Raw genomic sequence first — 26614 nt, forward strand, 5'->3', positions numbered from 1 at the left:
CTAATTACAGATCTTCTTTATACAAGCGATATATTTACAATGGAAAACAACTAGCTGCACTGGACTACCACACACACTGCTTTAGGGATAGCACATTTACCTTACAAATACAAATATGAGACTCAATTTTTGCGATAGAATAAAACATAACAATAACCCTTTTCGCTATACTATCCCCTGTTTTAAATACGCCTTTTAAAAAAGCTGCTTAAGAACCCTTAACAGCACTCACTTTGCTTTTCGCATAAATCCATACAAATCCATAGGAGAAAACACTGGCGAGCACTAGAAATAATAGTCCATCAAGTACCGTTAACCGGAACATTAAAGTTGATGTAAACATAAGTACAACAATACTCAGTAACGCTGTAAGCAGTTGAAGAAAAGTCCGCATCTTCTCTTGTTTGTTGACAGGATACAACATAAGCCACAACTTCGTATCGTGATGCGAAAAAAGTGGTAGAAGTTGAATCCCAATCAGGTAGATAAATAATACCCCCACCCCAAAACTTAATATAGGTTGGTCAATTGCAGCTAAAGCAATCCCACCGATTACGACTAGACGGCTAGACAAACCTAAGTAATCCTCACTTCGGCTAAAGGTAAGTCGGTAAAGATACGTATAGGTCTCACTCTGTTTAAGCATCACACGTGAGGTTAACATCCGCGATAACAATCGACGTTTTTTCACTCGCGTACTCAATTCTCTTACATCCGTAAATAGACTGGCTAAACGATAAAAGCGCTCGAGTCGATGTTGATCATTCGTAATTAATTGATCAAGTGCCAAACTATGATTAAATCCACGATGTAACAGATAACTGAGAATTAAAAACAAACCAATCACACCGATAATAAACATCATTGTCCAGTTTTTAAAGTAACTGTACCAGACAAAGGTTTGAACAATAAACAACCCCATTTTTGTATAAAATAGAAATGTTTGATCACGTAACCGTAAACTAGCCCAACGCATAAGAAAATGCCATAATTTAAAAATAAGAAACAGAAAAATAATGAACAGATAGTTTCCTGATGTGAATCGAGCATGATATAAAGGACTAAGCGCAGCAAGAATCATAATCATCAGGTAGCTTTGAAAAAAGAAACTATAGACAAGTCCTCGATAAAAGAATCCTTTCAATGATTCAATCGCAGGCAGTAAAAAGACTAAGTCTGCTTGTTTAGTAAATGTTTGAATCGGGTTATATAAAATCACGAGTGAAAATAATATACTCATCACTAAACTAACTGGAAAAGCTTCTGGTAAGTCTAATAAAAACTGTTGGTAAATAACCGCAAAAGCAACGACTAAAAAGATAAGGGCAATCGCAATATGGCCATTTAATATATACTGTGCATACCGCATCACATGCTTTATGTGTGCAGTAAAGCGCTCTTTAAACAATTGCTGGCTATCCATTGACAACATCTTCTTTCGTCAACATGATGTAAATATCATCAAGCGTTTGATTCGGCATGTTTAATTGATTTTGTAATTCATTTAATGTCCCTTCCGCTTTAACCTCTCCGTTATGAAGAATAATAAACCGGTCACAGTAACGTTCCGCTGTGGCAAGGATATGCGTCGACATTAAAATACCAGCACCGCGCTCCTTTTCTTTGACCATCAGCTCTAGAAAAGCTTGAATAGCAAGTGGATCTAAGCCAACAAATGGTTCATCAACAATATAAAGATCCGGTTCCACTAAGAAGGCACAAAGAATCATCACTTTTTGTTTCATTCCTTTAGAAAAGTGAATCGGAAACCAATCGATTTCACGTTCCAAGCGAAAGGCTTTTAATAGAGGGGATACTCGCTCATTAAATGTTTGCTCATCCAGCCCATAAGCCATAGCCGTTAATTTCAAATGTTCCCTCAGGGTTAATTCATCATATAGTAAAGGCATTTCAGGTATATAGGTAAAGGCTTTACGATACTTTTCTTCATCTTCTTGTAGCGTGACATTTCCTAGCGCTACCTTACCTTTTCTTGGTTCCATCAAACCAATAATGTGTTTAATCGTTGTACTCTTACCCGCACCGTTTAACCCAATGAGCCCTACTAGCTCACCTTTATTTACTTTAAATGACACATCGTTCAACACATTTTTTTTGGTATAACCACCTATCAAGTGGTCAATATGTAATAAATCAGACACGCATTTTTCCTCCCTTTCATCTGCTTCCTCTTTCTTCTTTGCTTTTCCTTAATTAATCATGATACACTAAAATAAAAAAGGAGTGACAGTCTATGACACATGATCCAAACTGTATTTTTTGTAAAATTATTGACGGTGAGATCCCGTCAGCAAAAGTTTACGAAGATGAAGACGTCTTTGCCTTTCTTGATATTAGTCAAGTAACAAAAGGCCACACACTCATTGTACCAAAGACACACGTAAAAAACATTTATGAAACAAAAGAAGACGTGGCAAGCACATTATTCGCGCGTGTACCGAAAGTAGCACGTGCAATTGAGAAAGCCTTTAACCCCATCGGGATGAACGTTTTAAGTAACACGGGCGAATTTGCCGGGCAATCAGTCTTCCACTTACATATCCACTTGATTCCGCGTTATGATGAATCCGATGGATTTGATGCGAAGTGGATCACACATAATGATGATTACACAAATGACGAGCGTTCAGCCATCGCTCAGACAATTAGTGAGAATATTTAGACTTTACATTCTACTAGCATATGTTATAATGGGTAAAACTATTCGCATTTGGTCATGAGGACACAAATGGAATACGACAGTTTAGCTTAGAAGAGGAGAGATTAGGATGAAGACAAAAGATTTAGTATTACTCGCATTATTTATGGGGATTGGGGCTGTGCTTCATATTATTGCACCACCCATATTATTTGGAATGAAGCCAGACATTATGTTACCCATGATGTTCTTAGGTATTCTGATTTTCCCTAAAGCGAATTATGTCCTTGTGCTTAGTATTGCAACTGGAGTTATTTCAGCCTTAACAACGACTGTCCCAGGTGGTCAGATTTCAAATTTAGTTGAAAAACCTATTACGGCATTTGTATTCTTTGGCTTATTCATGTTAGTACCTAAACAACTAGACAAAAAAATTATCGCCCCCATATTAGCCGCACTTGGCACAATTGTAAGTGGTTCAGTTTTTCTAGCGATGGCCCTTTTCGTCATTGGTCAAATGCCCGGGTCATTTATCGCACTATTTGTAGCGGTCGTCTTACCTGCTACATTGTTTAATGTCGTTTTTACGATTATTCTGTACCCGATTGTTAAATCAATCTTACAACGGTCACAAATGTCATTTGCTTAGAGTAGTTAAACATGCACACATTAATCCCTTTAGCATTTAATGTTAAGGGGATTTATTTTAGCTTTTTTCAAAGTTTTTTGTGTTTTTTAGGTTTGACTTAGACAAATTACGAGAAGATAATAAGAAGATAAGAAAAAAGGAGTGGGATGAATGAAAGCTAAATCATTAGCGTTAGGTCTAGTGGTCGGGAGTGCTGTAGGTGCTGGTGTCACACTACTTAACGCACCGCGTTCAGGAAAAGATACACGTGAGCATTTTAAATCACAAGCAAACGAAGTAAAAGAAGCTATTGAAAAAGCGAAAGTAAACGGCAAGTTGTTATCTGACCAGATTATTGCGACATCAAAAGAAGGTGCCGAACTGATTAAAGATTTATCAAAAGACATGAAAGGCTCGATTGAGCAGTGGCAACAAACGATTAAGCCACATCAAGACAATATCGAACATTACCTTAAAGAAATTGAAGCACGCCTACAAGAACTCGAACAAGAAACACAACTCTCTTAATATTATACAACCTAACTTGACGATAGTGATTATAATAATTGCTATCGTCTTTTTAATACGCACACAAACAAGGTACGCCCACATAAAGATGTAAGCGTACCTTGTTACTAACTATGATAATATATCACTTGATTTTTATTATTCTGCAGAAGTTTCTAACCATGCATCAACTTTATCACGGTTATTTTCAATCCAGTTTGCTGCAGCATCTTCAGGATCAGTACCTTCTGACATTTCTAACATGACTGTCTCCATATCAGCTGGCTCCCAGAAGAAGTTATCAAGTACTTCATATGCTGCTGGGCTATCTGCTTCAAAACCTTCGCGTACGAATGTTTCAATCGTTTCAGCACCACCAAATGAACCTTCAGGATCTTCTAAATATTTGAGGTCATATGAAGCGAACTTCCAGTGTGGCGTCCAACCAGTGACAACAACCGCTTCTTCATTATCATATTTTTGACCTAAAACAGTTGTCATTGCACCACTTGATGACGTTGCAACTGTCCAATCAGCTAAACTATAATCTTCTAAAGATTGTTCAGCTGCTTGTACAACACCAGCACCTGGTTCAATACCAGTAATTTCGCCACCAAATTCATCTGTGTAATCTGCTAAATCAGCAATTGAATTAACATCTTCCATATAAGTTGGAACGACAAGACCGATTTTAGCGCCTTCTAAGTTTGGCCCTAATCCTACCATATTATCTTTATGTTGTTCATAAAGATCACCATGAGTTGCTGGTAACCATGCCGCTACCATACCGTCAGCATCACCATTAGCTACAGCTTCCCACATAATCGCATTATCAATACCGCGAATATTGACGTCATAACCCTTTTCTTCTAATACCTGAGCAATAACGTTTGTAGAGGCAATTTCTGAATCCCATTCTACATAGACTAATTCAATTTCCTTGTTACCTAAATTACCTTCACCTTCATTTGCTGTATCATCACCAGCACTATCCTCTTCACCACATGCAGCAAGTACAAGTGTTAAAGCTAAAACTAACATTAAACCAACATGTTTCCATGACTTTTTAAACATTCAATCGTCCTCCTTTTAATTTTTATCTATAACAACTTTCCAGTCACACTGAAAAAGTTATTAACTCTATTCAAGTGAATGAGATCCTTGCGGATGTCAACTCACTTATTCATAACTCTATACAAAACTTAAATTGTTTACTTATTTCTTCTTGTAAATACTTTGAGTGTAACGGTCCATGATAATCGCTAAAATAACGATGGAAATACCGGCTACAAAACCAGCACCAGCCTGTGCACGTTGTAGGGCTGATACTACCGGGTTACCCAAACCAGGTGCTCCAATCATTGATGCAATAACAACCATAGACAAGGCTAACATAACCGTTTGGTTAATACCAGCCATGATCGTTCCCTTTGCCATAGGAAGTTCTAATTTAAACAACTTTTGAGCACCGGTTGAACCAAATGCTTCAGCTGCCTCTTTAAGTTCTGTCGACACTTGGCGAATACCTAAGTTCGTAAAACGAACAGTTGGTGGTGTCGCAAAGATGAGTGAGGCAAAGATCCCCGGTACCATACCGATACTGAAGAAAGCAACGGCAGGAATCAAATAGACAAATGCTGGCATTGTTTGCATGAAGTCAAGAATTGGTAAGATAATAGCTTCTGCGACTTTACTTTTAGACATTAAAATACCAACAGGTACACCAACAATGACAGAGAGTAAACTAGCCATTAAGACAAGTGTGAATGTTGACATAAGCTCTGTCCATAAGCCTTGGTTTTCAATGAAGATTAAACCGACAAGAGAGAAAGCAGCTAAACCGAACTTTTTCCCTGTGATAAAGAACGCACCAACAACGACGAGCACCATAATAATAATCGGTGGAATAGCTCCAAGTAAATCAGCAATCCATTCTATAAAGTCACCGAACTCATTCTTAAGTGGATCAAAAATAAATGCAAATGTTTCTACAATCCACTCAGTTAAATCATCAACCCAATCAGCTACTGGAATTTCTGGAATAAAATCAAACATTAGACTTCACCTCTCCTTCACCTGCAAGTGCCGCAAGGAATGACCCTCTAATAATGATCCCTTTTAACTTCTCACCATCAACAACTGCGATTGGTACAGGTGTGTCATAAATAATTTCAATAATTTCTTGCATGGGCTTATCAAGTGGTACTTTTGGTACATCCGTACGTAAAATTTCATTAAGATCTTTAATTTCTTTCTTACGCGCATCAGATGCGTCGTCAGCCGTCACATAACCTTTAAGGTTACGATGACCGTCAACAACATAAATACTTGATAACCCTTCCTCACGCATACGCTCTAAGGCCACACGCGGACCATGCTTATCAATATTCACTGTTTCAGGACGGTGCATAATATGTGCTGCGGTTAAGACTTTTGAACGATCAACATCTTCTACGAAACGCTCTACATACTCATTCGCTGGGTTTGTCAGAATATCTTCTGGTGTACCAATTTGTACAATAGAACCGTCTTTCATAAGAGCAATGCGGTCACCAATACGTAACGCTTCATCTAAATCGTGTGTGATAAAGATAATCGTTTTATGCATGGAGTCTTGTAATTCTAACAATTCATCTTGCATATCTTTTCTAATTAATGGATCAAGTGCTGAGAAAGCTTCATCCATTAAGAGTATTTCTGGATCATTGGCTAATGCTCGTGCTAAACCAACACGTTGTTGCATCCCACCTGATAATTGATTAGGATATTGATCAACATAACTACCTAAACCAACCATTTCAAGTGCACTTTTCGCTTTTTCTGCCCGCTCTTCTTTTGGAATTCCTTGTACTTCTAGACCGTATTCCGCATTTTCTAAGATTGTACGGAATGGGAATAAACCAAAGTTTTGGAATACCATACTTAATTTTTCACGACGGACACGACGAAGATTCTCTTTATCCATTTGTGCTAGATCTTCTCCATCAACCATTACGCTACCTTCAGTAGGTTCAATCAAACGATTAATCAAACGGATCAATGTGGATTTACCACTTCCTGAAAGTCCCATAATAACAAATACTTCTCCTTGATTAACTTCAAATGACGCACGATTCACACCGACAGTATCACCTGTTGCTTGGAGAATTTCTTCTTTTTTCTTACCTTCATCCAGTAACTTTAAAGAGTCTTTAACATTCTTACCAAAAACTTTCGATAGACCTTTAACCTCAATAACTGGCATAACCTCACCCCTCTTTTATAATTACAAAGCTCATGAGTCAATACTCATACATTCACTTTTCAATTCCCGTTAACACAGCTTTTAAACGGATTAGATGTTTTTTGCCGTAATACAGTACTCTAATAGCTTACCTTAGAATGAGTCAATAGTTCAACCGGCAAAAACCGTAGTATTCGAATATATTTTACATACAGTTTAAACTGTACAAACAAATTAAAACTTTTACTTAGAAATACTCCATAATACTCCGTAATACTATCCAATTTATCATTTCCATTATCTTTGAAATTTATGTAAGCTTATATTAGGTTTAATTTATTCTTACAATAGAAAGGAGCTCACATATGCAGCCTGAATCTTATTTAACTGATGATGTCATTAATGAGTTTTCAAAAACACTCGAGCTTTTTGATCTCTCTCCGAGCGATTCTAGACTGTTTACGATCCTTTTTCTAAACCATCAACCGATGACACTTGATGAAATGAGCCAAACAACAGGTAAAAGCAAAACATCTGTTAATACTGGGATAAGAAATTTATCTGATTTAAATTTAGTTAATCAAGTATGGAAAAAAGGTGTAAGAAAAGATTTATATACGACAACCGATGATTTATTTCAGCGGTTTATGCATTATTATCTTGATAAATGGTTAAGTCACACATCGATGCAAAAACAAAGTTTATCTTCTATAGAGAAAAAAATTTCAGACAGACCTCAAGGTGAGTTAATTGAAACAAAAGTCAAACAGATGCTCATTTTTCACAAACATCTTGAGAAAGCTTTTATCCAGTTAAAAACAACCTGTCAAGAAATCAATGATGACGATCGTATATCTTGAAAATTAAGAAGTTGTCTAACCTTACTGTGTTAGATAGCTTCTTTTCTAGCTAAAACAAGTGATCCTTCACATGTCAAACAGCTCGCAAGAGCATTTGATAGCAGAAAGTTTAATAGTAGAAGTCTTTGGTCACGTTTACACAATCGTGAAAAAAATATGTAAAAATAGAGGAATTTACGATTCCACCTCTTTTTTAAGACAAAAATATGATATATTAACTAAGGTAAACAAAAACAAGACAGAACGTCTTATAATTTAAAGTAGGAGTGTGTTTAATGAAAAAGTTAGTTATGGTTGCCACAATTACGGCAAGTCTCATCGGACTTAGCGCTTGTTCTGGAGATGACGCTGAGGTAGTCGTTGAAACAAACGAAGGTAATATTACAAAGGATGCTTTTTACGAAGAATTAAAAGCAACTGCCGGTGAGAGCGTTCTTCAAAATATGGTACTAAAGACAATTTTAGAATCAAAATATGAGATTGATGAGTCTGCCATTGAAGATCAAATGAATATGTACCGTGAACAATATGGTGACATGTTTGAAATGTTACTTCAACAACAAGGTATTGCCTCTGAAGCTGCTTTTGAAGAACAATTACGGATGCAAATGCTTCAACAAAAAGCACTTGCTGATGGTGTAGAAGTAACAGATGAGGAAATTGAAACACAATACAACCGTATGATTAATGAAGTACAAGCTTCTCATATCTTAGTTGAAGATGAAGAATTAGCTAATGAATTATACGAACGTGCCACAAGTGGTGAAGACTTTGCTGCCTTAGCTGAAGAATATTCAACCGATTCTGGTTCTGCTGCTGAAGGCGGTTCTGTTGGTTACTTCTCACGTGGTCAAATGGTACCTGCATTTGAGGACAAAGCTTACGAATTAGAAATTGGTGATATCAGTGAACCTGTTCAATCTGAATATGGTTATCACATCATCTACGTAACGGATAAGCGTCCAGTTGAAAGTGATGTGGAAGCATTAGAAGATGTACGCGAACAATTAGAGTCAGAAATTGCGACAACAAAAGTTGATTCTACTCAAGCGCAAGAAAAAATCATGCAATTACTTAAAGATGCAGATATCGATGTAAAAATCGAAGAGTTTGAAGATACTTTTGTCTTTGAAGATCCTGCAGCTGACTTAGAAGAAGATTTAGATATTGAAGAAGATGCTGATGCTGACACCGAAGAGACAGACGATACAACGGATGAATCAGCCGAATAATTACTCTTTTTTACTACAGACACTTACAGAGATCTCTCTCTGTAAGTGTTTTTCTTTTATATTGAGTCATCGTGGTTAGGTTCTAATTATCTATCTTTCTTACAGAATTAAAATTTGACTGATGATATCAAATGTCATACTCTATGGCATACCCAAAACAATTCTGATAAGATGAACATAACGATATATAAAAGGAAGTGACTCTATGACACGTACGATTGACTATTTCTATTCAAAAATTGCTTATTCAATTGATCTTAATGACGAAGTAGGTAATATCATTCAATCTTTAACCTTCCCTGAAATAAAAGATGCTGAAGCAACCTTCATTCTTGATCATTTTGAAGCTGGCGCAAAAGTTCATGAACGCTTATTACTTAACGATTACGACGTGAGACTAACAAAAACAAATAAAGAGTATCTTACTCTCACCTTTAGTAATCAAAATGGGATGTACCGGGCAAAAATGTGGGATAATCAAGGGGCTATCAAACAAACGCTTCCATTACTAGAAAAACATCGTGTCTTTGATGTCACAGCAGTCGTTGATGAATACAATCAAAATAAATCTTTGACTATTAACCACCTTGCCCCAGTGGAGCAAGCTATCGAACCATTTACCTTGCTCCCTTTTCCTAAACTTGATTTAAAAGAGATTGCAGAAGAACTCGTTTTCTATTTAACAACGTTAAATGAGCGATACAAGACACTTGCCCTTGAAACATTACGTTATTTTTGGGATGATTTTTTACTCGCCCCTGCCGCTAAAGGGTTTCACCATAACTACATTGGCGGGCTGATTAAACATACGACGGGTTTAATGCGGTTTACTTACTATATCCAACACCACGAAAAAGGACCTGTCGAAGCCTTACTTTATCTCATTGCGGTTGTTGAAAAAGTATATAAGCACGAAGTTTATGCGGAGGCAAAAAAAGAAAAAACAGAACGAAAACGTCCTGTTTGGCAAGATACACTTGATCATTTATATAAAATGTTGAATCAATTAGTGAGTCTTGATCAAGCGTCAATAAACTTTAACACTTTATATACGTCTATTCTTTATCATGACTTAGGTAAATTATTAGAATATGATTATGCAGGAAAAAGTTATCAAGCGTTTGATTTTCTTTATCCCCACGCAGATAAAAAAGAACTAGATTCCCGCGCACAAGGCGGAATAGAAATGGATCCTATAGGTGTCTTAGTCGGTCACATTCCTTATGGTGTCATGCTACTACAACAGATGCTTGGTCAATTAAAAACACCTTTACCCTTATCACATATTCATCAAATCAATCACTGCATCTTATGTCACCACGGCCTACCTGAGTGGGGGTCTGCTGTCAGAGCGCCTCAAACAGCGGAAGGGTACTTAATCCACCTTGTCGATTACTTTGATAGTCGATATGAAAATGAAGAAATGGCCTACTACCGAGAGTAGCAAGCATTTAATTCTACTTTTTAATCACTCGTTAATATTTCATAAAAAGAAGAACAGTCACTCCGACTGTTCTTCTTTTGGAATATAATCAAATATTTCTCCTGATTCGACGACCTGAATAAAACGCATCAGCCACTTATAATAATTTTTCGCATAGCTTAGTCGCTCAATATCATGTTCAATTCTTTCAATAAATACGTCATCCGTTGTTTGTTCTTTAATTTTAAGTAACGCTTCAACTGCTTCATCAGCTTCTTCAATATTTGTCTCTGTGTAATGGCGCCAACGATTACCAAACAGTGTTGTAAAAGATTTATACCAGTTTTCCTCGGACTTGTACAAATCTTTTCTAACGCCTTTTTTAAACGCCGGTTCTACCATTTTCATCTCTGTTAACGCTCTTACACCTGTTGACATACTGGTTTTGCTCATTTCAAGTGCTTCACGCATATCATCTAATGTCATCGGTGCATCATTGAAATAAATCTTCCCATATAACCGTCCAATTGAGGGTGTAATACCATAAAGACTCATGTTTTTCGCAATCATTTGAATAAATTTATCAATGGTTTCTTCATACGCTTCATGTATTCTTTGCTCATCTTTTCCTTCCATTATACTTCTCTCCCATCACGCGCTATCAATGTACCATCTTATCATGACTTCTACTTCTTGAAAAGATACTATTCGACTTCTAAGTCAATGACTTGGTAATCGGTTAGTCGCTCTTTAGGTGCTGTCGTGAAATAAAAACTTTGACGCTGTTCTTGACTTAAATAATCAAGCAACCGTTTTTTACGTCCTTCATCAAAATGAACGAAACTATCATCAATAATAAATGGCAAATCAATGGATTGATTTAAAACCATCGCGACTCCTAACCGAATCGCAATCACTAGCTGATCTAGTGTGCCTTGTGATAATTCCATGGCAACCAACTGACCTTGTCCATGCGTCACAAATAGTTGCTTGGACACATCGTCATAATCAATCGAGTGATAGCGATTGTTGGTTACCGCCCTAAAGACCTCGCTTGCTTTATCTAAAATACCAGGCAGCATCGATGCTTGAAACAATCGCTTTGTTTTAAGCAGTTGTTCATAACTTATTTTATACATTAGCCACTCATTTGCTTGTTGATTAAACGCCTCTCGTTTCATTTGGAATTGATAGTGTAAATCCCGGTAACTTGTCGAGGACTCCATTTGTTGCTTTTCCGCTTTCAACGTGGCCAGTTGTTTCATTATCGACATGTGTGCATCATCAAGTCGTTGCTTCTTATCCTCATGTTCATCGAGGTACTCTTTCAGTAACCGTTCATTTATCAGTGGTTCAGAAAAAATAGACTTTAACGCACGAGGCGAAAAACGTAGCTCTAACTTTTGTTTCATCTCACTTTTTTGTTGTATCATTTCTTTATAGTGTATGACTTTTTCATGTTGAGCAATAAAAGCTTCAAAATCCTTCACATGATAGGCATCATATGCCTCAGCTAACGCATCAACAACTGGCATTAATGTCGCTTCTATTTGTTGAGCCTCATCTTCTAACCCTCGTAATTCTTCGGTTAATTCAGTATGACGCTCGCGGGCATGTTTATGTTCATCATATTGATGACGTACTAGCTTCAGCATGCCTTCCATTGAGGTTTGTTCGGTAATGTCACACTGATCAATTATTGATTGTTTAAACTGTTTAAGCTTTTCTTCACGCAATGTTAGTGATGTTATTAATGTAGCTTTTTCCTCTAAAAGACACTTTAACTGATAGACACTTGCCAACACTGCACTATACCTAGGTTCAACTACGTGACTAAGAAACGGATATCGGCCTTTAAATCTATCTATATTTCGAGAAACATGTGTTTTTCGTTCTTTTTGTTTCTTTATTTCTTTTTCTTTTACCTCCACATCTCTCGTAAAAATTAGCCAATCACGTGTTAACTCATCTCTTTTTCTTTTAGCCGTTTCATCCCTAGTTAAAACCTGATAATAGTGCTGTAACTGATTTTCTTCTTGTTGTGTTGGTACTTCTCTAGCTGACACCTTAGGTCGTTGCTTCACATATATCAGACTAACTAAACTAATCATATATACCATCATTAAACCGATAATAATGAATGGTTGAAAGCTATTCATCACATAAAGAGCAATGAAGGTCATAATTAAGACACCCGAGGCAAGACTAAATACCGGTAGTAACTGCTTAGGTGTAATAGCCCTGTCATGCTTACGCTTTAATGATTCGATAGCATCTTCTATATCCTGACGCTCATAATCATTTAATAGCGCCTCTTCTAATTGATGCCGTTCGTACGAAAGACTATCTCCCTCACTTAGCAGTAATTCCAGTTCCGCTTGTTTAGATGTTAGATCGTCATCTAGTTCTTTATACAGCGTTGTCATTGTGTCCAATTCAGCAACATTTTCTTTAGGTAAAGCTAACTGTTGGACCATCTCATCATCCAGTTGTAAGCCTATGTTTCTCTTTTCGTCCTGTATAGCTGTCATGACACGGTCAAGCTCTGTCTTTGTTTGTAAAAATATGTGATGCTGTTCACGCCAGTATGATTCATGATCGTTAATGGTTGATAAAAATTGATAAAATGAGGCTTCTCCCAAGCGTGTTTGACTGTCTTTTATTTTTTCCTTTTTACGTTCAATCAGTTGTTGTTGATAGGACACTTGTTGTAATAGATCACGTTTCTTTTCATGCCAGGCTATGACGTCAGCTTTATTTATTTCTCGCTTTACGTGTGGCTTACTATGCTCTAAGAGGTAACGATTTGCTACTTGGTAATTTTCAATGATGTGATACAGTTGTTGATATGTCTGATAAAAAAAGAGCTGTTGTTTAACTTCATCGATATCATCATGTAATTGGTCGATTGACTTTTCTATTTCTTTGATGTCTTGTTCAAGCACGTGATAACCTGATTCTTTTTCTTTTAGTTCTTTTAGCTGTTTCTCCATCGATTCTAATGTTTTGAGTTGTTGGTTTAACTCAGGATTCGTGCCAGCCTTTTTAAACAGGCGCTCAAGTGCTTTCTTTAATTTTTTTTCGGTCCGTTCAATCGCATCAGTCCCTGACATACTAAGAGATAACAATAAGTCACCTAATTGTTCCGGCGAATCTGTCTGTTCTTTTTGAATGGACAACACATCAAAATGAAAAATACGGTCAAAGAATTCTCGGTTGACTCGTTGAACGTATTGACTAAACACATCCATTGGGATGTCATTCTCTTGTTCATCTTTAACGAGTAATTGATGGTTTAACTTATCCGTTCGATATAAGGTAAAGACTTTATCGTCACATTGAATGGTTAATTCGCCACCAAAGAAATGATTCGGTTGATAATTAAATCGTTCTAACTCTTGTTTTGTGAGGCCCACGAGCATATACGTCAGAAAGTACCGCACGTGTGTTTTACCTGATTCATTTTGACCACTAATCACAATTAAGCTCTCACGATTTATCTCATATGTTTTATTGACTAATTTTCCGAACTGATAGATAGTAAATGTGTTAATCCTCATGTACGTTACCCCCAATCAGTTGGTAATACAGATAATGAAAAGCCTCATCCGAAGCAGAAGCTAATTCATCCTTTGTTAGTGCATCTAGGAATCGTCTAGCTCGTTGATGTTGGAACAACTCATCGACATATGACACATCGCTTGCTTCCTTAAACTGATGCGTTAACGTTTGAAAGAAAGGATCGTGCTTATGTAATGTGACAGGCGGCTGTTTAACCACAAGGTCTATGAAATAACTTTGATCATCATTTTCCTCATTTAGTAACTGAAGTACGTCATTAAAACCTTGTGCGTGATACAATGATATCAATGTATCCGTGGGATGATAAATCTCAATAGCTAACATCGACTCTGCATCCTGCTTTTCTAAACACTCCCGTAACGTATGAATAAGGTCATCAACCGTATAAATAGAGGCACCATCTATTTCGAGTGTCTCAAAACATACACTTTGAAGTGAGTGGAAGGTAAAAACTGTGCCAGTCTCTGTTAGTTCAACTAAGAAGCATCCTTTCTCACCTGTTTCTTTTTTTGAACCCCCTTGAATATTACCTGAATAAACAACGGGTGGGTTATCGCTGAGTACTTGTCGTTTATGAATATGACCAAGTGCAAAGTAGTCAAAACCAAGTGATTTTAACCAGTCTAGTTGAAATGGCGCATATGTTTCATGTTCAGTTGATGCCCCAACACTACCATGCAGCATACCTACTTGATAATCACATGTATGATCGATTGAAAAACCACGAGAAAGATCATCTGTCACATGACGTGTTTCATAGCTGAATCCTTGTAGTTGAACCGTGGTTCCTGATGAATTTCTATATGTAAATGATGAGATCTGTTGCTGATTAAATACGTGCACATGTTCTAAATAATCAAACGTCATCTCGCCTGTTTGATGATAGTCATGGTTACCAAAAGAAAGATAAACATGGATGCTGTGCTGATTTAATTTTTCTAGTGCTTGCTTAAATTTCACTTCAGCAAAAATAGTCGTACTTGCTTGATCGAATATATCTCCAACAATGACCACAAAATGAACCTTTTTTGTAATCGCTAACTCAACTAATCGGTTCAGTGCTAAAAAAGCGCTATGTTTCATTTTTTCTACTTGTTTATGTCCGAGTTTAGATAAACCAACAAACGGTCGATCCAAATGTAAATCAGCACTATGGATAAAGCGAATCGTTTCTTTCATCCTTTTCACCAACTTTCTTATTACTTCTTTTATTTTAACAGAGAACGCACGTTTCTCCCATTCATTCCTGCCATTAATTTAGTATGCATACTGTTAATTTTTCGAACACCATTGATTGACTTAACGTACACTTCGTTTATGCATATAAATCCTCCATTATTTATTTGAAGCGTTAAAAACACTATGGTTTAAATATATCGCTTTACTACTTTTATCGATCATATTTAAAACTTTAAATATTACATTATTAAATTAATCTCTCCCCCTTAAGCAATGACCACAATGGCGTCCCTCATGTTGGCATAATCGTTGACCCATATTCCAATGCTCAACTTTGCTTTCAGACGTCATTTATTATTTGGGTTGTCCCTAAATGATGAGCACATATTTCATGACATGAAAAAATAAGTGCGTTCTCTTTATTGAGTTACAGAGAACGCACTTATTTATATTTTTTACTATTTGCTCTTCTTACTTAAATGCATGACTTGTTTTAAATCTTTCAACTTAAATCCACCGCCGTACATTAATACACCACCACGGTATACTTTTGCGCCGACATAACCAAGAATGAAAATTGTTACTAGTAAAATACCAATGCTTAACATAACTTCATAAAAAGGAATGCCGAGAAGCCCTACCCGTAAAAACATCACCAGTGGACTAAAGAATGGGATATAAGACATCACCGTAACTAACGTTGATTCCGGTGATTCTAATCCAAACATCGATACCATAAAGGCAATAACGATTAAAATAATCACTGGGAACATTAACTGACCAACGTCTTCCATTCGACTAACCAGTGAGCCAAGCATTGCTGACAATGTCGCATATAATAAGTACCCGAGTAAGAAAAAGACAAGCGCATAAACATAAACGGACACATCAATATCACTAAAACCGAAAACTTCAAAGAAATCACCCTCAAAGTCACTTGCACGTGTTTGAATCACAAAGAATCCTGTCGCAATAAGTATCGAGATTTGCGTTAAACCAAGTAAAGCAATCCCAATAATCTTCGCAAACATTTGTGAAACTGGACTGGAACTTGAGATTAATATCTCCATAACTCGTGATGTTTTTTCATTCGCGATATCAGTCGCAATCATTTGACCATACGTAATAACCGCAAAGTATAACAAGAATAGCATTACATAGACAAGCCCGCGTGCGCCGCTTATTTCTTCTTCAGTTTTTGATGTCGTACCATCTGCTTTTTCAATAGCTTCTAATTGGAATGACACGGGTGAATAGATAGACTTCAAGACTTCACCATCAATACCCGATTCCTCAGTCATCACCATTACTTTTAGTTGCTGCAGAAGTTCATTTACTTCATATTCAATACTATTATTTAAGACATCTTCTAAGCGAAGTGTCGCGGTGAATGGTTGAGACTCATCATTTGATAAGGTTAATACACCATCAATTTCACCTTCTAATACCGATTCATTTAATGACGCGACACTTTCTGTAGTCACGTCATATTGCAGTGTTTGACTTTCCATATTAGATAAGTAATCGCCATAAAGATTTGTCTCATCAACAACTGCCACCGTCGTGACTGATGGTTCTTCATCAGAATTAAATAGTTCAATAATACGGTCAATATTACCAATCGCAAGAATAAATACTAAAAATAATGCCGTAGTTATTTTGAAAGATTTTGATTTAAATCGTGTCATATATGTTTGTGATAAAACGACCCAAAATTTATTCATAAGACTCACCAACTTTCTCAATAAAGATGTCATTTAAAGATGGTTCGAGTAAATCAAACCGCTTGATAAAACCATCACGCACGATGAGTTCTTTTAGAATGGCTTGTGAAACGACTTCATCATTAATCTGTAAGCGACATCCTTCTGCCGTTTCAGCATATTTTACAACACCAGGAACCTCTTTTAAGAAATTCAAATCCATATCTGCGTGAATTAAGACGTTTTTCTTGCCGAATTGGCGCTTAATATCTTTTAGTGCCCCTTGAACAACAGGCTTACCTTTAACCATAATACAGAGCGATTCACAGAGTTCTTCTACCGTCGACATTTGATGAGATGAAAAGACAATGGTTGTCCCTTTATCTTTCAGCTCAATAACTGCTTCTTTTAATAATTCTACATTGACTGGATCAAGTCCTGAGAACGGTTCATCTAAAATAAGTAATTTAGGCTGATTAATGACCGCTGAGATAAATTGAATCTTTTGTTGATTCCCTTTTGATAATTCTTCTACTTTTTTCTCTTTATAATCAGGAATTTTAAATCTATCTAACCAGTAATCTAATTCTTTAATGATTGACTTTTTTTCCATCCCTCTCAACCGTCCCAGATAAATCATTTGTTCTTTTACTTGCATCTTCGGATACAGCCCACGTTCTTCTGGTAAGTACCCAATTGAATCAGTGATACTGTAATCAATTTGACGGCCATCCCAACTGATATTACCCTTTGTTTCATCAATCAATCCTAAAATCATTCTAAAAGTGGTGGTTTTACCTGCACCATTTGCGCCAAGAAAGCCAAAAATTTGATTTTCATTGATTGTAATGGATAAATCATCCACGGCTGTAAACGTACCGAATTGTTTCGTCACATTATTAATATGTAATGCCATTGTATTTCCTCCTCTACTACCCATTTATTATAAAAAGCAACAGTACCTCTAGTGGTATTGTTGCTTTTAGTCTTGGGGTTAGTTGTCTTGTCGTAAAAAATCGCCGAGTGCTTGGATAGCTTCATCACTGTCGCCACCTGTTGCTTTTAGTTCAATAGTATCACCTTTAGCAATCGCTAAACTTAACAGACCCATAATGCTTTTCGCATTCACACGTCGTTCACCTTTCGTTAAGTAAATTTCCGATGAAAACCGATTCGCTGTTTGAACAAAGCTGGATGCTGGACTCGCTTGAAGACCAGGATTGACATTTACAATACACTTCATAACCACTCGCTCCTTTAGACAAAGAATCAATTATTTTTACAACAGTTTCATTATACGCTATTTATTGTAACTTATGTTAGTGAGTTTCGGACTGTTTTTGAATCGGATACTCTCCACGTAATTGATCAGCAAATTGATCAATCTTCTTTAAACGGTGATTGACACCTGATTTACTGATGGGTGATCCACTAACAAGTTCTCCTAATTCTTTTAACGAGACTTCTTGGTGGTCAACTCTTAGTCTTGCAATTTCTTTTAACTTATCAGGTAGGGCTTCTAGACCGACGGTTCTTTCAATAAAGCGTATATTTTCGACTTGTCTAAAGGCTGCTCCAATCGTTTTGTTTAGGTTAGCCGTCTCACAGTTCACTAAGCGGTTAACTGAATTACGCATATCCCGAATAATACGAACATCTTCAAACTTAAATAGCGCATGATGTGCACCAATATAATTTAAAAACTCGGTGATTTTTTCAGCTTCTTTAATATAGGTAATATATCCGTTACGACGTTCAAGTGTACGCGCATGTAAATCGAAGCCGTTCATCAATTTTTGCAAAGCATCATTATGTTCTTCATAACTATTGGCAATTTCTAAGTGATACGAAGATGTTTCTGGATTATTAATTGACCCTCCCGCAAGAAAGGCGCCACGTAAGTAGGCCCGTTTACAACACGTTTTCTTTAAGTACTGTTTAGAAATTGTTCGAACGAAGGTAAATGGTTCTTTTAAAATCGCTAAATCTAATAAAATATCTTTTGCGCCTTCTTCTATTCTTACAATGTAGACATTGTTTTTTTTCAATTTCATTTTTTTACGTACAAGCAATTTGATAGGATGTGGATACAATGATTTTATGAGTGTGTAAATACGTCTAGCAATCGCAGCATTTTCCGTCTGAACATCAAGGACATACGTCATTCGAGCAATAGATACGGCACCATTCATTCGAATCAAGGCGGCAAGTTCAGCTTCTTTACAACAATCATTGTTATCAATTTGCGTCAGCTCTTTTTTGATTTCTGAAGCAAAAGACATAAGACATTCACCTTTCTAATGGATCACAAATACCAATAAGGCCGCATAATATTTTTGCGACTTTATCTTTATCATGTCGCAAGACATGATCGTGATCAGTAATAATATTTCCTTCAATTATTTCTAAACCAAGCGTTTCTAATCGTTCTTTATCATAGACGACTGGCTTTGCCTGTTCTTCTAAATAACGATCTAGTATATCTTGACTAAACCCTTCACTATGAACCAAGATTGTATCTATCACACCTTCACCTACATGTTCTAGTATGACCCTGGCGTGGTCATATGCGGTAAAGCCATCAGTTTCCCCACTTTGAGTCATCACGTTACAAACATAGACAACCTCTGCATCTGTGCGTCTTAAAGCATCTGCTACTTGCGGAACGATTAAATTCGGTAACGTACTCGTGTATAAACTCCCTGGTGAAATAACGATAAGGTCTGAAGCGATAATCGCTTCCATTGCTTCCGGGAGCGGTTCAGCTGTTTCTGGTTCTAAAAAGACCCGGTGAATCGGCTTATTAGCCTTTGGAATATTTGACTCACCAACAACAATCTCACCGTCTTTCATTTCTGCGCTAAGAAATAAGTTTTGATTGGCAACAGGATAGATTTGACCTTTCACGTTAAAGACCTTTTCAATTTCTTTAATTCCTAAGTAAAAATCTCCTGTGACAGCTGTCATTGCCGCTAAGATTAAATTACCCATAGAGTGTCCTTTTAAGCCTTCTTCACCTAAATCAAATCGATGCTGGAGTAGAGCTCCCATCATCGGTTCAACTTCAGATAAAGCGGCAATAACATTTCGAATATCTCCTGGTGCTGGCATGGACATTTCTGTTCGTAACCGTCCAGATGATCCCCCATCATCTGCGACAGTTACAATGGCTGATAAATCAATCGGGTATTTCTTCAATCCACGTAAAATAACTGGCATACCTGTGCCACCACCTAGGACCGTTACTTTCTTTAGATGTTCTTCCATCTTTAATGCCCTTTCCGCTTATCAATATCACGGTGGGAAACATGCGTCGTATATTGATCTGAGAAGTATTTAGCGACATGTTCTGCTAGAGCCACTGAACGGTGTTGGCCGCCAGTACAGCCGATGGCAATGACGAGCTGAGACTTACCTTCTTTTTTATACTGGGGAAGCATAAAACTAAGCAAGTCTAACCACTTATCGACAAACTTTTGTGTTTCTGCCCATTTAAATACATAATCCCGCACGTCAGAATTTAATCCAGTTTGAGGCTGCAAGTGTTCCACATAATGTGGATTTGGTAAAAAGCGCACATCAAAAACTAAATCAGCATCAATTGGCATTCCATATTTAAACCCAAATGACATTGTATGAACAGAGAAGATTTTTTGCTCAAGCTCTCCATACTTTTGCACGATTTTTTCGCGCAATTCCTTCGGTTTCAAATTCGTTGTTTCAATAAAGTGTTGAGCACGCCCACGTAGTTCACTTAACAATTGGCGTTCCTTTTTAATCCCCTCTAACGGTAAACCCTTTGGTGAAAGCGGGTGAGAGCGTCTCGTTTCTTTGTAGCGAGACACAAGTGTTTGATCTTGGGCATCTAAAAATAATATATGCTCATCAATCCAGGTTAAGTCTGAGAGCGTATCTAAACTTTCAAATAAAGTATCAAAAAATTCGCGCCCTCGTAAATCAATCACAAGTGCAACTTTATTGATGTTATTCGACGCATCTTTCATTAATTCTAAGAACTTTGGTAATAAAGCAGGTGGCAAGTTATCGACACAGTAGTAACCTAAATCTTCAAAACTTTGAACCGCTACAGTTTTACCAGCGCCACTCATACCTGTAATAATAACAAGTGATGTTTCCTTTGGATTCGTCATCTCTTTTGCCTCCTCTAATTGTCTTGGGTTTTAAAGCTGATTAATTGATCCTTTTCATCTAGCTCAAATTGCGCATAAAGGATGCGATCTTGTTTCAGCGTATAATCATGAATAATCCGATCGCTCGGGGCTGTAGGAATTATTGATACGTCATTAAGATCAATCCATTCTAACTCACCTTCTGGACACTCTTCTACAAGCGTCCCCTCATAGCCTTTCACGACAAAAGTAAACATCATCCAGTCATCTTTTGGTGGTTTAGCCGATGGTTTATTTATGTTAGCAATACTCATAATTTTCGGGTTCGTTATTTTTAAACCTGTCTCTTCATACACTTCTCTTATCACTGCTTCTTGAACAGTTTCATGCGGTTCCATTTTTCCACCTGGCATCGCATACCAACCATAACGTGGTTTTTTTAGTAACAGAACTTTATCCTGATCTATAATTAAACAATTAGTGACACGCTGCATATTGTTCACTCACTTCCTTTTAACACTCTTTCTTCATTATAGCAAAACTTACAGTCGCAATCGATTGTTTCCACTTAAAAAATTCAATTCTCTCTTACGTTAACTTTTAACTGTAGCATATTAAATATCTTAACCCAAAAAAACGACAGGCCATCTTGGTACATTCAAGAAAAAAATCCACAAAAAAAAGACGCAGAATATAAGCAAAAGCTCATATACTGCGCCAATCATTTTCGTATATTAAAAGGGGGGTTAATTACTTAATTATAGTATACCCCACTTGTTTTGCAGTTTGATTACAGTGAGATTAAGAACAGGTAAATTATTTAATCAAATAAGCACTATAAGTGTACGATATTACTTTAGCTCACTTAAGTTATCAGCTAATATACGACTTTACAACATTTTTTTCATATCAAACAACAGCAATCCCTTACTGATCTGACTCAGGAAGTATAACATTTAAAATAATAGATGTCACTGCAGCAGGAACAACACCTGACGTAAGTACAATTTGCATGTTAAGAGGCAATTGTTGTGTTGCTTCAGGTACAAGATTTAAACCCACTCCTAAACCTAGAGAAATCGCAATAATTAACATATTTCTACTATTTAATTTTATTGTTTGCATCAGGGATATTCCCGACACTGCTACCATGGAGAACATAGCTATTGCCGCACCGCCTAAAACAGGTTCTGGCATAACCGATATAATAGCAGAAAACTTTGGTACAAAAGATAATATCAATAAGATAAATGCACCTAACTTAACAATATATCGACTGAAAACCCCCGTTAAACTAACGACACCAACATTTTGAGTATAGGATGTATTTGGAAACGAATTAAATAGTGAGGCTAAGCTACTCGACAGACCATCAGCCATAATTGCCCCAGACATCTCTTCATTCGTTGGTTCTCGTCCTTCTGCCCCTCTAGTCAGTGCTGAGACATCACCTAAAGTTTCAATAGAGGTTGCAAGATACATAAAGATCATCGAGAAAATAGCTACAGGTTCAAATTTCCACTGAAACTGATAAGGTTTAGGAAAAGAAAGCCAACTCGTCTGTGTAATCGCTGAGAAATCTACCATACCTAAAAAGTATGACATAACATACCCAACAACAATCCCCAATAATATTGATGATGATTTTAAAAATACATGTGAACTTTGATGAAAAATAATAATACTTATCAGCACGACTAAGGCAACGAACAAATTCCTTAAACTACCTGTATTTATACTACCTGCTGCTTGGGTTATACCAACAGGTATAAGCGTTATACCTATAGTTAGTACAACGATAGCATTAACTAGCGGTGGAAAAAACCGTTGTAATTTGTCTAAATATTTACCTATAAAAAACTCAACAAGACCACCGATAAAAGCAGCACCAAATACAGCACCAATCCCAAAATCTGTTGCAATAGCCAGACTTGTTGATATAAAAGCGTTACTCGTGCCCATAACGAGAGGCAAGCGAGAACCAATGCCTCTATTTCTACTAATTTGAATGAGCGTTGTCACACCTGACATTAGTAAAGCTGATTGAATTAATAACGTTGTTTGAGCAGCAGATAAATTTAATATTGATGATATTAATAATGGCAGTGTTGCATTTGCTGCAAACATAGCCAGTATATGCTGAAAAGCTAAAGGAACAGCTTTTTTCAAAGTTGGTTGATCATTTATTCCGTATATAATATCTAAATCTGATTCATTACTCATTTTAACACCACCTGATCAGTACAGTCTAAAATATAATCATATTTCAGACTATACAAATATGACCGCCACAATCATGACAACAATTAGCATGCCGATAATAAACTTAGCTTGATCTTTTATTATTGTCATTATATCTTTATTAAAACCATCCGCTAAGGCAGCAACGTTAATTTGTACTGGACTGACTTGTGTTCCTAATCCGGTTGCAATCGCTACAAATCCCATTGCCTCAGCTGGTAAACCAAGAACTGCTAGTGTCGGTAAAGTTAAAGTAAGTACACCTGCAGCGAATGCACCGGATGGTATGGCGATTAAAAATGCCAATATCATAGCAACTGGTAAGACTAAAAATTGAGGTACTTGACTAGCTAAATCAGCAATTTGTTCGAAAACACCTAATTCAGCAACAATATTAATAAAACCTAAGAAAATACCTACAGAAAATAACGTCGTTAAAATAAATCTAGAACCATCAATTAAAGCTTCACTCGTTGAATCAGAATTTAACGGTGTTAATAACACTGTTAGTATAGCTGTAAAAATGACAGTAGTGATTGGTGTAAATAATGTTATACCCAAAACACCATTTAAACTTGAACCAGCTACAACCATCAACAATAGAGCAATTGATGGAAGAGCGTATTTAATTAATGTTAAACTTTTAACATCAGCATATTGGTCTTCTTTTTCAGTTGAACCTACTAATCTCCCACGTTTATAAACCCCGTAAATAGCAAGACCTATCGCTAGCAAGTAAAACCCTATAACATATGGAAGCATAATCGATGCGTGTGCTGTGACTTCTATCCCAGCACTTTCAGCTGTTAGAGCTGTTTCAGTTGATGCTGGTGATGTTGTAAAACCTATAGCAGATATTATTGCCATAGCTGCAATCACTTCTGGTACTGCTCCTACAGCCGCTGCCATTAAAGGTGCTGTTACCATAGTATTCCCAGCACCCATACCGGCCATATATGTAGCTAAACCTTGAATTAATACAATAATACCGGCTAAAATACCGAATTTTCCTTTTAATGATCTTTTAGCTAATTCTATTAACGATTGAATACTGCCAGCTTTTGATACCATGACAGCTGCAGATGCATAAAGAATAGGTACAGTAATTCCTAGCATATTAGAAATACCACTAAGTACAATACCAGATGCTTCAGGAATTGTTATGCCGCCAATTAATAAAGCGACCACTCCTCCGGCAAGACCAGCAATTAACATGTGTTTTCTCATAAATAGAAGGACTAAAATAATAATAACTGGGATTAAATTAACTAGTAAACTCAAATTGAACACCTCTATTTCATTTTTTAGATAAATCACTGCCTAATCATTGATTGACTATAACTCCAATTTGAAATATTGTTTGCCTCAGAACTACCCACTATTAGATATGACAAAGAAGAATGATTGCTTTAAACACACACGAAAACTTGCAGGAAATAAAGTAAGAGGGTATTGTCTTATACCCTCTTATTTATTATTCTTACTGATACAAATATTACTTTTCAATAATGACAGATATAGGGCCACCACCTGCAGGTCCTTGGTGCTCTGCCCCACCAGACACATAAACCATCGGATCTCCTACTATAGAAGCAATGACACCATTTACAACAGCTCTCGCCTGTCTTGTATGATTGATATCAGAGTCCGTTAACATGGTATTACGTCTACCTCTTACTTCACCATCAGGAGAAGCTTCTGCCTTTGCTAGAACGTTAACAATTTTACTTTTTTGTTGCTCTGTTGGTAGCCCGTCTATATCAAGGCCACTATTTTTAATCGCCTCTAATACACTATTAAGGTCAATAGCATCCTTCATCACACTGTGACCAATAGCAAATTTACTAACCGACTTTTTAGAATTACCCATTAAAATAACTTCACAATTAAGTAATTCGACCCCGGCTGATGTCGAGGCAACTGATGAGTATAGCGACCAATCATTTAAAATTGACTGTTCATCTATTTGTTCTTTATCTACCTCACCAAGAGCTGTTGCTACACCTAATGCAGATGCGCCTCTTGAGTAACCCATTGATTTGTATGTATCATCAACAACAACAGATTTTCCTCTTCTTTTCGCATCACTGATTCGATCGGATGTAAGTAGTGGACATTTAATTTGAACAAAGTGAACATCCTCGTTGTTCTCTATCCCAGATTCTTCTATTAAATTTTTAACAACCCGTTCAACTTCTTCAACCATTGTTAATGTGCCAATCTCTTCTGGTAAGAAATCACGCGTGAATCCTACATTTGCCACAAGCCCTTTTTCTTCAGACTCTTCTTTGTTCTCAACCTCTTTTCGAGTGAATATCATAGCATGTGGTGTCATAACACCTTCAGTACCACCTGACATGACAAACGCCACTTTACTTGCAACAGTCTGCTCATCTACATGCATTTTTTTTGCTAAATAGTTTTTAAAGACAAAAGTAGAAAAACCTCTTGTGAAGTCATTTACGCAACCATTACCTTCTGTTTTAGCCAAAACCGCTATGACGTCTTCTGGGTTTATTGCTCCACTGGTGATTAATTTATCTAGCTCGGTCATATCATCCGGTGCAGACATTTCAATTTTGTGAACGTTTACATCAATCATATTAATTTCCTCCTTAAAATAGATACAGTTCAAATTATCACGGATGGTAACGCTTTCTTTTCGTGACGTTTCCTTTTAATTTGATATACTAAACTTAACACTCACTCTAACACTATTCATTGTGTAAAAGTGCTAAAAAGAATTTTATATTTTTAGCAAGTTTAGCTGTTTTTATTTTGATGATACAAGCCATCTAGCCTAATCAAAAACAAGGTTTTTTACTATTTTTATTTTTTATGAGGAAAAATGACGGAATCTTTCTACTGAGGAAAGTCGAATAGAATGCGCGCCTCTCTTTGAAGCGTTTTTTACATGAGTAGACAAGGTCAATGGCTGTCATCATCTTTACTTGATCGGGCTATTTCGTGCAAAAAAATAAAAAAGCTCAGCTAACGAATACTCTATTAGATGGCGACTGACACTTATTTAATGATTTAGCAGATCGCAGCATATATCCTCTCGTTATGAACCTAGTATTTTTCAACGAGCACTGCCGGTGCTTAGTTGAGCGTCATCAGTTTATCAAACCTTCATTCTATAAATTATCCTTGCTGTCTTAACATGTAAATAGCCTTTGCTACAATGTTAAATGCAGCAAAGGCTATTATGGTATCAACCTATCCGGTTGATTAACGTATATAAAGT

At 36.7% G+C, this 26614-nt stretch carries 24 protein-coding genes; 6 read left to right on the forward strand and 18 right to left on the reverse strand.

What is annotated here, in order from left to right; translation table 11 throughout:
- Positions 1-208 precede the first annotated feature (208 nt).
- Both BM390_RS05775 and BM390_RS05780 read right to left on the reverse strand, forming a co-directional pair.
- On the reverse strand, positions 209-1423 hold the full coding sequence (locus BM390_RS05775; protein ID WP_177220638.1) for an ABC transporter permease: 1215 nt from the start codon (positions 1421-1423) through the stop codon (positions 209-211).
- On the reverse strand, positions 1416-2162 hold the full coding sequence (locus tag BM390_RS05780; protein WP_089853304.1) for an ABC transporter ATP-binding protein: 747 nt from the start codon (positions 2160-2162) through the stop codon (positions 1416-1418). Before BM390_RS05780 ends, BM390_RS05775 begins: the two co-directional genes overlap by 8 nt.
- 92 nt (positions 2163-2254) lie before the next feature.
- On the opposite strand from BM390_RS05780, the gene BM390_RS05785 reads away from it, so the two are divergent.
- The 3 genes from BM390_RS05785 (at position 2255) to BM390_RS05795 (ending at position 3815) form a co-directional block, all read left to right on the forward strand.
- The gene (locus BM390_RS05785) at positions 2255-2683 is read left to right on the forward strand and encodes an HIT family protein (RefSeq protein ID WP_062322316.1); all 429 of its coding nucleotides are present in this window, start codon (positions 2255-2257) and stop codon (positions 2681-2683) included.
- Positions 2684-2789: 106 nt separating this feature from the next.
- Positions 2790-3308 carry a tryptophan transporter gene (locus BM390_RS05790; RefSeq protein ID WP_089853308.1) on the forward strand — a complete coding sequence of 173 codons (519 nt, stop codon included), beginning with the start codon at positions 2790-2792 and terminating at the stop codon, positions 3306-3308.
- A gap of 150 nt (positions 3309-3458) precedes the next feature.
- Positions 3459-3815 (forward strand): YtxH domain-containing protein, encoded by a 357-nt coding sequence (locus tag BM390_RS05795; RefSeq protein ID WP_089853311.1) that lies wholly within the window; start codon positions 3459-3461, stop codon positions 3813-3815.
- A gap of 138 nt (positions 3816-3953) precedes the next feature.
- Here BM390_RS05795 and BM390_RS05800 read toward each other — a convergent pair whose 3' ends face one another.
- The 3 genes from BM390_RS05800 to BM390_RS05810 all read right to left on the reverse strand — a co-directional run bounded on the left by BM390_RS05800 (position 3954) and on the right by BM390_RS05810 (position 7038).
- Complete coding sequence (locus tag BM390_RS05800) at positions 3954-4868, reverse strand: glycine betaine ABC transporter substrate-binding protein (protein ID WP_062322318.1); 915 nt, start codon at positions 4866-4868, stop codon at positions 3954-3956.
- Between the two features lie 141 nt (positions 4869-5009).
- Positions 5010-5849: an ABC transporter permease gene (locus BM390_RS05805; protein WP_089853315.1), complete on the reverse strand. Its 840-nt coding sequence runs from the start codon at positions 5847-5849 to the stop codon at positions 5010-5012.
- Positions 5842-7038 carry a quaternary amine ABC transporter ATP-binding protein gene (locus tag BM390_RS05810; protein WP_062322320.1) on the reverse strand — a complete coding sequence of 399 codons (1197 nt, stop codon included), beginning with the start codon at positions 7036-7038 and terminating at the stop codon, positions 5842-5844. The genes BM390_RS05805 and BM390_RS05810 overlap by 8 nt, the downstream gene beginning before the upstream one ends.
- Before the next feature lie 344 nt (positions 7039-7382).
- On the opposite strand from BM390_RS05810, the gene BM390_RS05815 reads away from it, so the two are divergent.
- The 3 genes from BM390_RS05815 to BM390_RS05825 all read left to right on the forward strand — a co-directional run bounded on the left by BM390_RS05815 (position 7383) and on the right by BM390_RS05825 (position 10553).
- On the forward strand, positions 7383-7877 hold the full coding sequence (locus BM390_RS05815; protein ID WP_062322322.1) for a GbsR/MarR family transcriptional regulator: 495 nt from the start codon (positions 7383-7385) through the stop codon (positions 7875-7877).
- A 275-nt stretch (positions 7878-8152) separates the two neighbouring features.
- On the forward strand, positions 8153-9109 hold the full coding sequence (locus BM390_RS05820) for a peptidylprolyl isomerase (RefSeq protein ID WP_062322325.1): 957 nt from the start codon (positions 8153-8155) through the stop codon (positions 9107-9109).
- Positions 9110-9314: 205 nt separating this feature from the next.
- Positions 9315-10553 carry a hypothetical protein gene (locus tag BM390_RS05825; protein ID WP_062322327.1) on the forward strand — a complete coding sequence of 413 codons (1239 nt, stop codon included), beginning with the start codon at positions 9315-9317 and terminating at the stop codon, positions 10551-10553.
- 57 nt (positions 10554-10610) lie between these two features.
- On the opposite strand, the gene BM390_RS05830 is transcribed toward BM390_RS05825, so the two are convergent.
- The 13 genes from BM390_RS05830 to atzD form a co-directional block, all read right to left on the reverse strand.
- Entirely contained in the window at positions 10611-11168 is a 558-nt protein-coding gene (locus tag BM390_RS05830) for a GbsR/MarR family transcriptional regulator (protein ID WP_062322329.1), read from the reverse strand.
- Between the two features lie 68 nt (positions 11169-11236).
- Positions 11237-14092, reverse strand: a complete 2856-nt coding sequence (locus BM390_RS05835; RefSeq protein WP_089853320.1) for an AAA family ATPase — start codon at positions 14090-14092, stop codon at positions 11237-11239.
- On the reverse strand, positions 14082-15293 hold the full coding sequence (locus BM390_RS05840; RefSeq protein WP_062322335.1) for a metallophosphoesterase family protein: 1212 nt from the start codon (positions 15291-15293) through the stop codon (positions 14082-14084). Before BM390_RS05840 ends, BM390_RS05835 begins: the two co-directional genes overlap by 11 nt.
- A 458-nt stretch (positions 15294-15751) precedes the next feature.
- Positions 15752-17017 carry an ABC transporter permease gene (locus BM390_RS05845; RefSeq protein ID WP_062322337.1) on the reverse strand — a complete coding sequence of 422 codons (1266 nt, stop codon included), beginning with the start codon at positions 17015-17017 and terminating at the stop codon, positions 15752-15754.
- Entirely contained in the window at positions 17010-17912 is a 903-nt protein-coding gene (locus BM390_RS05850; RefSeq protein WP_089853324.1) for an ABC transporter ATP-binding protein, read from the reverse strand. The genes BM390_RS05845 and BM390_RS05850 overlap by 8 nt, the downstream gene beginning before the upstream one ends.
- A gap of 78 nt (positions 17913-17990) precedes the next feature.
- Entirely contained in the window at positions 17991-18245 is a 255-nt protein-coding gene (locus BM390_RS05855; RefSeq protein ID WP_177220639.1) for an HPr family phosphocarrier protein, read from the reverse strand.
- A 70-nt stretch (positions 18246-18315) separates the two neighbouring features.
- Positions 18316-19278, reverse strand: a complete 963-nt coding sequence (whiA, locus tag BM390_RS05860; RefSeq protein WP_062322341.1) for a DNA-binding protein WhiA — start codon at positions 19276-19278, stop codon at positions 18316-18318.
- Positions 19279-19285: 7 nt separating this feature from the next.
- The gene (gene mgfK, locus BM390_RS05865; protein WP_062322344.1) at positions 19286-20263 is read right to left on the reverse strand and encodes a gluconeogenesis morphogenetic factor MgfK; all 978 of its coding nucleotides are present in this window, start codon (positions 20261-20263) and stop codon (positions 19286-19288) included.
- A gap of 2 nt (positions 20264-20265) precedes the next feature.
- Positions 20266-21147 carry an RNase adapter RapZ gene (rapZ, locus tag BM390_RS05870; RefSeq protein WP_062322346.1) on the reverse strand — a complete coding sequence of 294 codons (882 nt, stop codon included), beginning with the start codon at positions 21145-21147 and terminating at the stop codon, positions 20266-20268.
- A 14-nt stretch (positions 21148-21161) separates the two neighbouring features.
- Complete coding sequence (locus tag BM390_RS05875) at positions 21162-21620, reverse strand: NUDIX hydrolase (protein WP_062322348.1); 459 nt, start codon at positions 21618-21620, stop codon at positions 21162-21164.
- A 433-nt stretch (positions 21621-22053) separates the two neighbouring features.
- The gene (locus BM390_RS05880; protein WP_062322351.1) at positions 22054-23349 is read right to left on the reverse strand and encodes a uracil-xanthine permease family protein; all 1296 of its coding nucleotides are present in this window, start codon (positions 23347-23349) and stop codon (positions 22054-22056) included.
- Between the two features lie 48 nt (positions 23350-23397).
- Positions 23398-24648 (reverse strand): hypothetical protein, encoded by a 1251-nt coding sequence (locus tag BM390_RS05885; protein WP_062322353.1) that lies wholly within the window; start codon positions 24646-24648, stop codon positions 23398-23400.
- Positions 24649-24862: 214 nt separating this feature from the next.
- On the reverse strand, positions 24863-25969 hold the full coding sequence (gene atzD, locus BM390_RS05890) for a cyanuric acid amidohydrolase (protein WP_062322355.1): 1107 nt from the start codon (positions 25967-25969) through the stop codon (positions 24863-24865).
- Between the last annotated feature and the right edge of the window lie 645 nt (positions 25970-26614).

Origin of the sequence: Halolactibacillus miurensis (assembly GCF_900116255.1) — a bacterium.
GTDB classification, from domain to species: Bacteria; Bacillota; Bacilli; order Bacillales; family Amphibacillaceae; genus Halolactibacillus; species Halolactibacillus miurensis.

Bases quoted from the DNA above. Each gene is read 5' to 3' on its own strand.
- BM390_RS05775 (WP_177220638.1), bottom strand. From the start codon at position 1,423: ATGGATAGCCAGCAATTGTTTAAAGAGCGCTTTACTGCACACATAAAG.
- BM390_RS05785 (WP_062322316.1), top strand. From the start codon at position 2,255: ATGACACATGATCCAAACTGTATTTTTTGTAAAATTATTGACGGTGAG.
- BM390_RS05790 (WP_089853308.1), top strand. From the start codon at position 2,790: ATGAAGACAAAAGATTTAGTATTACTCGCATTATTTATGGGGATTGGG.
- BM390_RS05795 (WP_089853311.1), top strand. From the start codon at position 3,459: ATGAAAGCTAAATCATTAGCGTTAGGTCTAGTGGTCGGGAGTGCTGTA.
- BM390_RS05800 (WP_062322318.1), bottom strand. From the start codon at position 4,868: ATGTTTAAAAAGTCATGGAAACATGTTGGTTTAATGTTAGTTTTAGCT.
- BM390_RS05805 (WP_089853315.1), bottom strand. From the start codon at position 5,849: ATGTTTGATTTTATTCCAGAAATTCCAGTAGCTGATTGGGTTGATGAT.
- BM390_RS05810 (WP_062322320.1), bottom strand. From the start codon at position 7,038: ATGCCAGTTATTGAGGTTAAAGGTCTATCGAAAGTTTTTGGTAAGAAT.
- BM390_RS05815 (WP_062322322.1), top strand. From the start codon at position 7,383: ATGCAGCCTGAATCTTATTTAACTGATGATGTCATTAATGAGTTTTCA.
- BM390_RS05820 (WP_062322325.1), top strand. From the start codon at position 8,153: ATGAAAAAGTTAGTTATGGTTGCCACAATTACGGCAAGTCTCATCGGA.
- BM390_RS05825 (WP_062322327.1), top strand. From the start codon at position 9,315: ATGACACGTACGATTGACTATTTCTATTCAAAAATTGCTTATTCAATT.
- BM390_RS05830 (WP_062322329.1), bottom strand. From the start codon at position 11,168: ATGGAAGGAAAAGATGAGCAAAGAATACATGAAGCGTATGAAGAAACC.
- BM390_RS05835 (WP_089853320.1), bottom strand. From the start codon at position 14,092: ATGAGGATTAACACATTTACTATCTATCAGTTCGGAAAATTAGTCAAT.
- BM390_RS05840 (WP_062322335.1), bottom strand. From the start codon at position 15,293: ATGAAAGAAACGATTCGCTTTATCCATAGTGCTGATTTACATTTGGAT.
- BM390_RS05845 (WP_062322337.1), bottom strand. From the start codon at position 17,017: ATGAATAAATTTTGGGTCGTTTTATCACAAACATATATGACACGATTT.
- BM390_RS05850 (WP_089853324.1), bottom strand. From the start codon at position 17,912: ATGGCATTACATATTAATAATGTGACGAAACAATTCGGTACGTTTACA.
- whiA (WP_062322341.1), bottom strand. From the start codon at position 19,278: ATGTCTTTTGCTTCAGAAATCAAAAAAGAGCTGACGCAAATTGATAAC.
- mgfK (WP_062322344.1), bottom strand. From the start codon at position 20,263: ATGGAAGAACATCTAAAGAAAGTAACGGTCCTAGGTGGTGGCACAGGT.
- rapZ (WP_062322346.1), bottom strand. From the start codon at position 21,147: ATGACGAATCCAAAGGAAACATCACTTGTTATTATTACAGGTATGAGT.
- BM390_RS05875 (WP_062322348.1), bottom strand. From the start codon at position 21,620: ATGCAGCGTGTCACTAATTGTTTAATTATAGATCAGGATAAAGTTCTG.
- BM390_RS05880 (WP_062322351.1), bottom strand. From the start codon at position 23,349: ATGAGTAATGAATCAGATTTAGATATTATATACGGAATAAATGATCAA.
- atzD (WP_062322355.1), bottom strand. From the start codon at position 25,969: ATGATTGATGTAAACGTTCACAAAATTGAAATGTCTGCACCGGATGAT.